At 61.8% G+C, this 11,784-nt stretch carries 13 protein-coding genes; all 13 read left to right on the top strand.

Going from position 1 to position 11,784, the window contains the following annotated elements; translation table 11 throughout:
- Window positions 1-363 (top strand): uridine monophosphate kinase (locus WBB85_RS19625; RefSeq protein WP_432640278.1); only part of this gene is annotated, 363 nt, incomplete at its 5' end.
- Window positions 364-438: 75 nt separating this feature from the next.
- Complete coding sequence (frr, locus tag WBB85_RS19620) at window positions 439-1,002, top strand: ribosome recycling factor (RefSeq protein ID WP_432640277.1); 564 nt, start codon at window positions 439-441, stop codon at window positions 1,000-1,002.
- A gap of 38 nt (window positions 1,003-1,040) precedes the next feature.
- A complete protein-coding gene (gene uppS, locus WBB85_RS19615) occupies window positions 1,041-1,769 on the top strand; it encodes a polyprenyl diphosphate synthase (protein WP_432640276.1) in 729 nt (242 codons plus the stop codon).
- A complete protein-coding gene (locus WBB85_RS19610; protein WP_432640275.1) occupies window positions 1,766-2,563 on the top strand; it encodes a phosphatidate cytidylyltransferase in 798 nt (265 codons plus the stop codon). The genes uppS and WBB85_RS19610 overlap by 4 nt, the downstream gene beginning before the upstream one ends.
- A 4-nt stretch (window positions 2,564-2,567) precedes the next feature.
- Window positions 2,568-3,749: a 1-deoxy-D-xylulose-5-phosphate reductoisomerase gene (gene dxr / locus WBB85_RS19605; RefSeq protein ID WP_432640274.1), complete on the top strand. Its 1,182-nt coding sequence runs from the start codon at window positions 2,568-2,570 to the stop codon at window positions 3,747-3,749.
- 3 nt (window positions 3,750-3,752) lie between these two features.
- Complete coding sequence (gene rseP / locus WBB85_RS19600) at window positions 3,753-5,090, top strand: RIP metalloprotease RseP (protein WP_432640273.1); 1,338 nt, start codon at window positions 3,753-3,755, stop codon at window positions 5,088-5,090.
- Between the two features lie 99 nt (window positions 5,091-5,189).
- Window positions 5,190-5,354: a hypothetical protein gene (locus WBB85_RS19595; RefSeq protein ID WP_432640272.1), complete on the top strand. Its 165-nt coding sequence runs from the start codon at window positions 5,190-5,192 to the stop codon at window positions 5,352-5,354.
- Window positions 5,355-5,484: 130 nt separating this feature from the next.
- The gene (bamA, locus tag WBB85_RS19590) at window positions 5,485-7,812 is read left to right on the top strand and encodes an outer membrane protein assembly factor BamA (protein ID WP_432640271.1); all 2,328 of its coding nucleotides are present in this window, start codon (window positions 5,485-5,487) and stop codon (window positions 7,810-7,812) included.
- Complete coding sequence (locus WBB85_RS19585; RefSeq protein ID WP_432640270.1) at window positions 7,812-8,408, top strand: OmpH family outer membrane protein; 597 nt, start codon at window positions 7,812-7,814, stop codon at window positions 8,406-8,408. Before bamA ends, WBB85_RS19585 begins: the two co-directional genes overlap by 1 nt.
- 72 nt (window positions 8,409-8,480) lie before the next feature.
- On the top strand, window positions 8,481-8,939 hold the full coding sequence (gene fabZ, locus WBB85_RS19580) for a 3-hydroxyacyl-ACP dehydratase FabZ (RefSeq protein WP_432640269.1): 459 nt from the start codon (window positions 8,481-8,483) through the stop codon (window positions 8,937-8,939).
- A 4-nt stretch (window positions 8,940-8,943) separates the two neighbouring features.
- The gene (gene lpxA, locus WBB85_RS19575; RefSeq protein ID WP_432640268.1) at window positions 8,944-9,738 is read left to right on the top strand and encodes an acyl-ACP--UDP-N-acetylglucosamine O-acyltransferase; all 795 of its coding nucleotides are present in this window, start codon (window positions 8,944-8,946) and stop codon (window positions 9,736-9,738) included.
- A complete protein-coding gene (locus WBB85_RS19570; protein WP_432640267.1) occupies window positions 9,735-10,559 on the top strand; it encodes an LpxI family protein in 825 nt (274 codons plus the stop codon). Before lpxA ends, WBB85_RS19570 begins: the two co-directional genes overlap by 4 nt.
- Window positions 10,556-11,698 carry a lipid-A-disaccharide synthase gene (gene lpxB, locus WBB85_RS19565; protein WP_432640266.1) on the top strand — a complete coding sequence of 381 codons (1,143 nt, stop codon included), beginning with the start codon at window positions 10,556-10,558 and terminating at the stop codon, window positions 11,696-11,698. The genes WBB85_RS19570 and lpxB overlap by 4 nt, the downstream gene beginning before the upstream one ends.
- Window positions 11,699-11,784: the final 86 nt, after the last annotated feature.

Genomic DNA, 11,784 nt, shown 5'->3' with positions numbered 1-11,784 from the left:
GCCGTGCGCCACCTTGAGAAAAAGCGGGTCTGCATCTTCGCCGCCGGCACCGGCAACCCCTATTTCACCACCGATACCGCCGCGACGCTTCGCGCCAATGAGATGAGCTGTGAGGCGATCTTCAAGGGCACCAAGGTTGACGGGGTCTATGACAAGGACCCGATCAAGCACGCCGATGCCAAGCGCTATGACAAGGTCAGCTATGACGAGGTGCTGCAAAAGCATCTGGGCGTCATGGATGCCTCGGCCATCGCCCTTGCCCGCGACAATCACCTGCCGATCATCGTCTTTTCGCTGGATGAGCCGGGCGGCTTCCGCGGCATTCTTGCCGGGGACGGAACCTACACGCTGGTTGGCGGCTGAAATCCTATCCCTTTTGCGGCATTTCATGCTAAAGGGCGCAAAACGATAAACTAACGAGCATAGACGGAACATCCCATGTCCGACGATATCGAGATCGACACCGATGACCTTGAACGCCGTATGGAGGGCGGGATCACTGCCCTGAGGCACGAATTCGGCACTTTGCGCACCGGTCGCGCTTCGGCCACGATGGTCGAACCGGTCATGGTCGACGCTTACGGCGCGATGACCCCGATCAACCAGGTGGGAACGGTCAACGTGCCCGAACCGCGCATGGTGACGATCAACGTCTGGGACAAGGGGCTTGTCGGCAAGGTCGAAAAGGCGATCCGCGAAAGCGGTCTTGGCATCAACCCGCAGCTCAATGGCACCATCATCATGCTGCCGATCCCCGAGCTGAACGAGGAGCGCCGCCGCGAATTGACCAAAGTTGCGGCACAATATGCCGAAAATGCTCGTGTAGCGATTCGCAATGTGCGTCGTGACGGCATGGACCAGATCAAGAAGGCCAAGGGCGACGGCATGAGCGAGGATGACCAGAAGTTCTGGCATGACGAGGTTCAGGCCATGACCGACCGGCACATCGCGCTTGTCGACAAGGCGCTGGAAGAAAAGCAGGCGGAGATCATGCAGGTCTGAGGATCTGCGGGTTTCCGGGGGCGGAAAGGGCAAGGCCGATGGCCGCGAAGGACATCACAGGCAGCGTTCCGGCGCATGTCGCCATCATCATGGATGGCAACGGCCGTTGGGCGACGTCACGCGGCTGGCCACGTCTTGTCGGCCATCGTCGCGGTGCCGAGCGTGTCCGCACGATTGTCGAGGCGGCGCCCGGGCTCGGCATCCGTTACCTCACGCTCTATGCCTTCTCGACCGAGAACTGGAAACGTTCGACCGAAGAGGTCATCGGTCTGATGACCATCTTCGCCCGTTACATCCAGTCCGAGGCCGAACGGCTTTCAACCGAAGGTGTGCGTCTGCGCTTCATCGGCGAACGCTCCAAACTCGACAAGAAGCTGCAAAAGCTGATGGCGGGGATTGAAGAGCGGACCCAGGACAATGACCGTCTGCACCTGACCGTCGCCATCAACTATGGCGGCCGCGATGAACTGACCCGTGTGGCCCGGCAGATTGCCGAGGATGTCGCGGCGGGCCGGCTGGACGCGGACAAGGTCGATGAAACGACCATCGAGGCGCGGCTGGATACGCATGACGTGCCGGATCCCGATCTGGTGATCCGTACCAGCGGCGAGACGCGCATCTCGAACTATCTGCTCTGGCAATGCGCCTATTCGGAATACGAATTCACCGATACGCTCTGGCCCGATTTCACGCCCGAGGAACTGGCCACGATCATGGACCGCTTCACTGACCGTGAGCGCCGCTATGGCGGGGCGCTGACGGCATGACTGCCCCCTCCGGCAAATGGGCCGATCTTGCACCGCGTCTGATTTCCGGGGCCGTTATGGCCTTGGGCGGGCTCGCGCTGATATGGATGGGTGGCGTCTGGTTTGCAGGCCTCGCCATTGTCGCGGCGGGGCTGATGGTTTGGGAGCTGGCGGCGATGACCGATCGCGGCCGCCCATCCGAAGCGGTGCTGTTCGGCCTTCTCGCATCCGTCGCGCTGGGGCTGGTGCTTTACACCCATAACCCGCTGCATATGCCGCTTCTGGCGCTGCCCGTCTTGGCGGGTCTGCTGCGCCCCGCGCGGCCGATGAAACTGGATTACGCGATCTATGCGGCGATGATCATGGCGGCGAGCTATGGTCTGGTCGCCTTCCGCGAAGGCTATGGGATGCTTTGGCTGTTGTGGCTGATCCTTGTGGTCGTTGTCACCGACATTGCCGGTTATTTCGCCGGGCGTGTGTTTGGCGGTCCGAAATTCTGGCCCCGCTTCAGTCCGAAAAAGACATGGTCGGGGACGGCATCGGGATGGGTTGCGGCGGCGATTGTCGGGGTGATCTTTCTGCAGATTTCCACGGCGGGCCGTGATCTGATCTGGATTTCCGCACTGCTCGCCTTCGCCTCACAGCTTGGCGATATCGCCGAAAGCGCGATCAAACGGCGGGCAGGGGTCAAGGATTCGTCGAACCTGATTCCCGGCCATGGCGGGTTGATGGACCGGTTCGACGGTGTCCTCGGGGCCGCGCTGTTCATGCTTCTGGTGGCGCAGCTGACGGATGTGCCCGTCGTCCGGTTCTGATAGGATGCGCAGCGTTTCGGTTTTCGGTGCCACAGGCTCCATCGGTGAAAGCACCTTTGACATTCTGATGCGACAGGGCGGGCCTGACGCCTACCGGGTGGTCGCGCTGACTGGCGGTCGTAATGTCGCGCGGCTGGCCGCGCAGGCGCGGGCGCTGAAGGCCGAGGTCGCCGTCATCGCCGACGATACGCTACTGCCGGAACTGAAAGCCGCGCTGGCCGGTTCAGGCATTGCCGCGGCAGCCGGGCAGAACGCGCTGCTTGAGGCCGCCGACCGCCCCGCCGACTGGATCATGTCGGGCATTGTCGGGGCGGCTGGCCTTGCCCCCGGCTTCCGGGCTTTGTCGCATGGCGGCACGCTGGCACTTGCCAACAAGGAAAGCCTTGTGACTGCCGGGCCGCTCCTGATGGCCGAGGCGCGCGCCCATGGTGCCCGAATCCTGCCCGTGGACAGCGAACATTCAGCGGTCTTTCAGGCGCTGGTCGGCGAAGAGATGGAGGCGGTGGAAGAGATCACCATCACCGCCTCGGGCGGGGCGTTTCGCGATTGGCCGCTGGACCGGCTGGCCCATGCGACGGTCGCCGAGGCCTCAACCCATCCCAACTGGGCGATGGGGCAAAGGATCACCATCGATTCTGCCTCAATGTTCAACAAGGCACTTGAACTCATTGAAACACATGAATTCTTCGGGATTGATCCGGGGCGGATTGGGGTGCTCGTTCACCCCGAATCCCTTGTCCACGCGCTGGTCGGGTTTCGCGATGGCGGTGTGATCGGCCATCTCGGCGCGCCTGATATGCGCCATGCCATCGGTTATGCGCTGAACTGGCCCGAACGGATGCACCTGCCGGTGAACCGGCTGAAACTCGCCGAAATCGGGCAGTTGACCTTCGCTGCCCCCGATCCCGCACGTTATCCTGCTTTGCGGCTCGCGCGCGAGGTGATGGCAGCGGGCGGTCTGACGGGTGCCGTCTTCAATGCCGCGAAAGAGGTGGCCCTTGATGCCTTCATCGGCGGAGGAATTGCTTTTACCGCAATGGCAAATGTGGTCGAAGAGGTCCTGTCGCGGCTTTCTGCGGCCGGAACCCTTGGCAAGGCCGCCCAAAGCCTCGATATGGTTCTGGAAACGGATCGCGAGGCGCGCCGCGTGGCGGTTGAGATGATCGAAACGATGCAGAGGACCTGACACTTGGATATTCCCGGCCTTCTGACCTCGACACTCGACTTCGCGCATGCAGCGGTGGCGTTTGTCGTGGCCTTGTCGATCATTGTCGCGGTACATGAATACGGCCACTACATTGTCGGCCGCTGGTCGGGCATTCATGCCGAGGTCTTTTCGCTCGGGTTCGGCCCCAAGCTTTGGAGCCGTGTGGACAAGCGCGGCACACGCTGGCAGATCGCCGCCGTTCCCTTTGGTGGGTACGTAAAGTTCCTCGGCGATGCCAATGCTGCTTCGGCCGGGCCGGATGAGGATACAATGGCGCGGCTATCAGAGGATGAGCGCCGCCATACGCTGCATGGCGCGCCGCTTTGGGCGCGGGCCGCGACCGTGTTCGCAGGACCATTGTTCAATTTCATCCTGTCGATACTTGTCTTTGCTGCGATGCCGCTTTTTACGGGCATTGCCACCGACGAACCTGAAGTCGCCGCCCTCAAACCGTTGCCGGTGCTCAATGAACTTGCCCCGGGGGATAAAATCCTTGCCGTGAACGGGCAGGAAACACCCGACTACACGGCCCTGAGCGAAGTGACCGATGCTGTGCCCAAAAGCCCGACGGTTGAGTACCGGGTACTGCGCGACGGGCAGGAGGTCACGGTAACGGGCCCCACGCCGCAACCGCCGCTGATCCTTTCGGTGCAACCCAAAAGTGCCGCCCAGGATGCCGGTCTGAAGATCGGAGACGTCATTGTCGCCATGAATGGTGTCGAGGTGCCGCGTTTTATCGACCTGCAGGAGGTCGTGCGCGCCGGCAAGGGGGCGCCGATCACGCTGACCGTATGGCGCGATGGCAAGACCTTTGATGCGACGCTGACGCCACGGCCGCGCCCGATACAGGCCGAGGATGGCGGGCTGGAAACCGCCTATCTGATCGGCATCAGCTCATTCTACATGTTCGAACCCGCGCGGCGCAGCGCCGGATTCGGTGAGGCTCTCCAGATCGGGCTGGAGCAGACTTATGGTATCGTCGAGGGGACGTTTTCGGGTATTTCGAGCATTATCGCCGGGTCGATTTCCAGTTGTAACATCAACGGCCCCATCGCAATCGCACAGGCTACATCGACGGCGGCCAGCGCAGGTCTGACCTCTTTCGTCTGGATGGTCGCGGCACTCTCGACGGCGATCGGTCTGCTGAACCTCTTCCCGATCCCGGTTCTGGATGGCGGACATCTGGTGTTTCACGCCTATGAATGGGCGCGTGGTCGGCCCCCGTCGGATGCGCTGATGAATGTCGCAATGACCATCGGCCTTGCTCTGGTTCTGGCCCTCATGCTGTTCGGGTTGAGCAACGACCTGTTCTGCGTCTGAGGCGGGCGGGGGCCTGTTGCTGACAGGTCCGCGCCGCAATGCCGCCACAATCGCCGCCTATTCTTTTCCTGCACCGAACTTTTGCGGGAGGAATGACACATGGAGGCCATTCAAGATGGATTTCGCGGCTTCTCTGTCGTGATCGACCTTGGTCTGGATCGGATCCTGATCCCGCTTGCGATCGTTGTCGGGTTGGCCGGTGGCGCGATGGTTGGTGCCGAACTGGCAAATCTCAACGCGCCCGAGCTGCAATTCCTGCACTGACGCTGCTACGAATTCAAATTTTGCCCTGATAACGGCGCGCCCTTTCGGGCGCGCCGTGGCTTTTGACAAGGTCAGTCTTTCCCGGTAGTCACTTTGCCTAACACAGTGACCGAATTTCAGGGGGCAGATCATGTTGGCGGACGGGCAGGGTGCATCGGAAACGGACATCGCCCTCGCGGGCCGGTTGAAGTCGACGGTTTTTGTTGTTTTTTCAGCGATTTCCGTCCTTTTTTGCACGCATGCTCTGGCGCAGAACTTCGCGTTCTCGCAGGTCGTGGTCGAAGGAAACGACCTTATTGAACCGGCAACCATTGCCAAGATCGCCGGAATCGCCCGTGGCGAGTCTGTCAGCACCGCCGGTCTGAACGATGCGGCACAGCGTCTGACCGCTTCGGGGCTGTTCAGAAGCGTCGATCTGGTTCCGTCGGGCGGCACCCTGATCATTCGGGTTGAGGAGAACGCGACGATCAATGTGATCTCATTCGAAGGCAATAAACGGATCAAGGACGAAGACCTGGCTGGCGTCATCAAGTCGCAATCCCGCCGGGTCTATTCCGCAAGCCAGGCCGAGGCTGATGCGGCCGCGATCACCGAGGCTTATGCTCAGGCAGGCCGTCTGGCCGCGCGGGTCGAGCCGCGCATCATCGATCGCGGCAACAACCGCATCGATCTGGTCTTTGAGATTCGTGAAGGTCGGGTAACCGAGATCGAGCGCCTGTCCTTTACCGGAAACCGCGCCTATTCGGACCGCCGTCTGCGGCAGGTTCTGGAGACCAAGCAGGCCGGACTGCTGCGCAATCTGATCCAGCGCGATACCTTCATCGCCGACCGGGTCGAGTTCGACAAACAGCTTCTGACCGATTTCTACCGTGCCCGCGGATATATCGACTTTCAGATCCTGTCAGTGTCGCGCGAATTCTCGCAGGAGCGGGACGCCTTCTTCCTGACCTTCGCAGTGCGCGAAGGTCTGAGCTACGATTTCGGCAATATCACGGCGGTCAGCGAATATGAGGGTGTCGATGTGGCACCCTACGCAGATGCGATCAAGCTGCGCACGGGGCAGACCTATTCGCCCAATGCCATCGACAATACGATTAACCGTATGGAAGCCGTCGCGCTGAAACAGGGCGTGGATTTCGTGAACATCGTGCCGCGTATCACCCGGAACGAACGCAACCAGACACTCGATGTCGTCTTTGCCGTCACCAAGGGGCCGCGTGTCTTCGTCGAACGGATCGACATTGAGGGCAATGCAACCACCATCGACAAGGTTATCCGCCGCCAGTTCCGTACTGTCGAGGGCGATCCTTTCAATCCGCGCGAAATCCGCGAATCGGCCGAACGTATCCGGGCGCTTGATTTCTTCCAAACCGCCAATGTCGATGCACGTCAGGGAACGGCGACCGATCAGGTCATCGTCGATGTCGATGTCGAGGAAAAGCCGACCGGCTCGCTTACCTTCGGCGCAAGTTACAGCGTCTCGAATGGCGTTGCATTCAACGTGGGCCTGAGTGAGGCGAACTTCCTTGGACGCGGTCAGTTCGTCAGCGTCAACCTGTCTACCGGCGCGGACAATCAAAACAGCTCAGTTACGTTCATTGAACCGGCCTTCCTTGACCGGGATCTGAAGTTCCGTTTCACAGGTTACTATACGACAACGGACAACGACAATTCGGACTACTCGACCAAGCGCATCGGCGTATCGCCGTCAATCGAGTTCCCGATTGCCGAGTTCAGCCGGTTGGAGCTGAGCTACAAGATCGCGCAGGATGAACTGCACAGCGTTGATTCTGCATCCTCCCAGCTTCTGAAGAATGAAGCGGCGCGTGGCGCCGAGATCAGCAGTTCGATTGGATATACATACACCTACGATACCCGGATCGGCGGGCTCGACCCGAACCGGTCGCTGCTGTTCCGCTTCGGTCAGGACTTTGCCGGCGTCGGCGGGGATATCCAGTCGGTGACGACGACGGGTCTTGCCACTTATCAGCAAAAGATCTTCCGCGAAGAGGTGACGCTGCGGGCAGAGCTGGAGGGCGGCGCAGTCGTGACAACCAAAGGTGACAGTCGGCTGTTGGACCGGTTTTCTGGCAATGGCAAGATCCGAGGGTTTGAGCCGAACGGCATCGGTCCGCGCGATCTGACCGTCGGCAATGAGGATGCGCTTGGCGGCAACTTCTTTGCCGTGGCACGGGTCGAGGCCGAGTTCCCGCTCGGCCTGCCCGAGGAATATGGCATCACCGGGGGTGTCTTCGCCGATGTCGGCTCTGTCTGGGGGCTCGACAACAACCTCGGTGGCCGGATTGATGATGACATGCATCTGCGCAGCTCCATCGGTGTGTCGATCTTCTGGGATACCCCGCTTGGCCCGTTGCGCTTCAACTTCTCGAAAGCGCTCGACAAGCAAAGCTACGATAAGGAACAGAACTTCGATCTGACCGTTTCGACCCGGTTCTGATGCGTATTCTGAAAACGGCGATTGTGGCCCTGACCCTTGCGGTCGGGGCTGCTGCCGTGGCGCAGGAGGCCGCGCCATCGAGCCCGATCCTGACACTTGATCAGGAAAAACTGTTTCTGAACACCCTCTGGGGCAAGCGTGCCACTCAACGGATCGAAGCGGCCTCGGCCGAATTGTCGGCCGAGAACCGGCAGATTGAAGCCGAACTGACGGCCGAAGAAAAGGCCCTGACCGAGCAGCGCGCGACGATGGAGCCAGCCGCATTTCGTGTGGCGGCGGACGCCTTCGACGCGAAGGTGACCGATATTCGCCAGCGGCAAGATACAAAGGTCCGGGCAATCGGTCAGATACAGGAGGCCGAACGCCAGACTTTCTTTACCGCGGCCTTTCCGGTGATCGAAGAGGTGGTACGCAGCCGTGGGGCGCTGGCGGTGCTGGATTCCCGCGCGATCTTCCTTGCGGCCGACGCGATCGACATTACCGATGATCTTGTGTCCCAGATTGACGCCGCGCTCGGGGCAGGAACAGATGCGCCGGTTTCCGGTGAACCAGAGCCTGTGTCACAACCGGACGGTGAGGGCGGCGGCGGCAACTGACCGCTGCGGCTTGCCAGTCATTTGCCGAGTTGTTAGCAAGGCCAAACCGACATGCCCCCTGGAGAAGAACGCATGACCGCAGCACCGATCACCGAGGCCGATATCCACCTGATCCAGCGGATCATTCCGCATCGGTATCCGTTTCTGCTGATCGACAAGGTCGTCGACATCGTTCCGAATGAAGGGTGCGTCGGGATCAAGAACGTCACTTTCAATGAACCGCATTTCCAGGGCCATTTCCCGGCCAAGCCGATCATGCCGGGTGTGACCATCGTCGAGGCGATGGCGCAGGCGGCGGCGGTTTTGGTGGGCATCTCGATGGATGTGGTGGGGCGCGATCTTCTGACCTATTTCCTGTCGATTGATGGGTGCAAGTTCCGCCGCATGGTGGTGCCGGGCGATGTGCTGGAGCTGCACATGACCGTGAAGCGCGGCGGCGGCAAGATCTGGAAATTCCACGGCAAGGCAATGGTCGGTGACGAACTGGCCTGCGAGGCTGATATCGCCGCGATGATGGATCTTCGGGACTGAGCCGATGACCATAGCCGACAGCGCAGATATCCACCCCTCGGCCCATATCGAGCCGGGGGCCGTCATCGGGCCGGACTGCCGTATCGGCCCGTTCTGCGTCGTGGGCGGTGACGTCACGCTGGGCCGTGCCGTTGAAATCAAGAGCCATGCGGTGATCACCGGCAACACCGAGATCGGCGACGAGACGGTGATCTTTCCCTTCGCGACGCTCGGAGAAGTGCCGCAGGATCTGAAATTCAAGGGCGAAAAAACCCAGCTTGTCATCGGTAAGCGCAACCGCATCCGTGAAGGTGTCACAATGAATATCGGCACCGGTGGCGGTGGCGGTGTGACCCGGATCGGCGATGACGGGCTGTTCATGACCGGCTGCCACGTCGCCCATGATTGTCAGATCGGCAACAGGGTCATCCTTGTCAACAACGTCGCCCTTGCCGGTCATTGCGTGCTGGAGGACGAGGTCATCGTCGGCGGCCTGTCGGGCGTGCATCAGTTCGTCCGTATCGGTCGCGGGGCGATGATTGGTGCAGTGACGATGGTCACCGCCGATGTGATCCCGCACGGGCTGGTTCAGGGACCGCGCGGCACCCTGGACGGGCTGAATGTGGTCGGACTGAAACGCCGCGGCGCGGGGCGCGCCGATATCGCGGCTTTGCGTGATCTGGTGGGCGCGCTGGGGCAGGGCACCTTTCGCGAAACTGCGCGGGCGCGGGCGGAAGAGGGCAGCGACAATGCCCTGGTACAGGAGATCCTCGATTTCATTCTGGGTCCGACCGACCGGTCCTTCCTGACGCCGCGATGACCGGCACCGCACTCATTGCAGGGCAGGGGGCTTTGCCCCGTCAACTCGCCCATTCGATGTCCCTTGCCGGACAATCGTTTGTCGTCGCCGAGATGGAGGGTTTTCCCTGCGATATCCCCGGTGCGGCACCCCTGCGGTTTCGGATCGAACGGCTGGCCCCGTTTCTGGACCACCTTGCCGGGGAAGGCGTGACCCGCGTCGTCTTCGCGGGCTCTCTTCGCCGCCCCCGGATCGATCCGGAACTGATTGATCCGCGGACTGCCACATTGGTGCCGCGGCTTCTTGCGGCCTTCCAGCAGGGTGATGACACACTTCTGCGCGAGGTTGTGGCGATCTTCGAGGAATGGGATTTCTCGGTCGTGGGTGTGAAGGATATCAGCCCTGATCTTGTTCCCGGTGCCGGGGTTCTTGCGGGGGAAGTCTCCGATGCCGATCGCCGTGATGCTACGCGCGCGGCCGAAATCGTCGCCGCCATCGGCCCGATGGATATCGGACAGGGCGCAGTCGTGGCTCAGGGGCTTTGCCTTGCCATTGAAAGCCTGCCCGGAACGGATGCGATGCTGGGTTTCGTGGCCGATCATGCGGCCCATCTCCGGCCCGATCCGAAGGGCGGCAGGGGGGTGTTCTACAAGGCCCCGAAGCCCGGGCAGGATATGCGCATGGACCTTCCGACGCTCGGCCCGGAAACCGTCGCCAGGGCCGCGAAAGCAGGCCTTGCCGGTATCGCCTGGGAGGCGGGGGGCGTTATTCTGCTCGACCGTGCAGCGATGATCGCCGAGGCGGAAAAGGCAGGCCTCTTCCTCTGGGCGCGCGAGCCATGAAGCTCTTCCTCATCGCCGGTGAGGCTTCGGGCGATGCCCTTGGCGCGGCGCTGATGGCGGGGCTGAAGGTGCTGGCACCGGGGATCGAGTTTCGCGGCGTCGGTGGACCGAAGATGGAGGCGGAGGGGCTGACCAGCCTCTTTCCGATGGAAGAGCTTTCGGTCATGGGGATCATGGAGATCCTGCCGAAATATCGCCACCTGAAACGTCGGATTGCCGAGACGGCGGCGCGGGTGACCGAGCTTGCGCCAGATGCGCTGATCACCATCGACAGTCCGGATTTCTGCCTGCGCGTGGCGCGGCTCGTGCGGGCCGCGCGCCCGGATCAGAAGACGATCCACTATGTCGCCCCCACGGTCTGGGCCTGGCGCCCGGGCCGCGCCGCGAAAATGGCCGAGGTCATCGACCATGTGCTGGCACTTTTTCCGTTCGAACCGCCCTATATGAAGGCGGCAGGCATGACCTGCGACTTTGTCGGTCATCCGGTCGTGTCCGAGGCCCGCGCCGGTGAGGCCGAGGCGGCAGCCTTTCGTGAAGCGCAATCCATCGGTCCCGATCAACCGCTCCTCCTCTGCCTGCCCGGATCGCGCAAGGGGGAGGTCACGCGGCTCGCCCCGCGGTTCGAAGAGGCGATTGCCCGTCTCAGAGATCGGGAGCCCTCTCTGCGCGTTGTCATCCCGACGGTGCGTGGGGTCGGGCCGCTGGTGCGTGATCTTGCCTCCCGCTGGAAGGTGGCACCTCTGGTTGTCGAGGATGCTGCCGAGAAACGCGCGGCCTTCGCTGCCGCCGATCTGGCGCTTGCCGCCTCGGGTACGGTCAGTCTGGAACTCGCGGCGAACCGGGTGCCGATGGTCATCGCCCATGACTTCAACCGCCTGACCTGGTGGATGATGAAGCGCGCCGCCCTGATCGACACAGTGACGCTGGTCAATATCGTGTCCGAGACGCGCGTGGTTCCGGAATTCCTGGGCCCTGCCTGTCAATCCGGTCCGATTGCGACGGCTCTGACCCGGCTCCTTTCAGGAGAGGCGGGCCGCGAAGCGCAGTTGACGGCAATGGAGGTCACAATGGATCGGCTCGGTCGCGGTGACGAAGCGCCGGGGCTGAGGGCAGCCCGATCGGTGCTTGCCAGTATCTGATCAAAGGCGGATCGGGAGGCCGATTTTTCTCCGAAAAATCGTCGAATTTTCGAAGAAAATTCGTGGCTCCGCAGATCAGTCTCTCC

It is taken from the genome of Albidovulum sp. (assembly GCF_049646345.1).
Classification (GTDB): Bacteria; Pseudomonadota; Alphaproteobacteria; order Rhodobacterales; family Rhodobacteraceae; genus Albidovulum.
The sequence above is the reverse complement of the archived record's forward strand: the minus strand, read 5'-3'. Positions and strand labels throughout refer to the sequence as shown.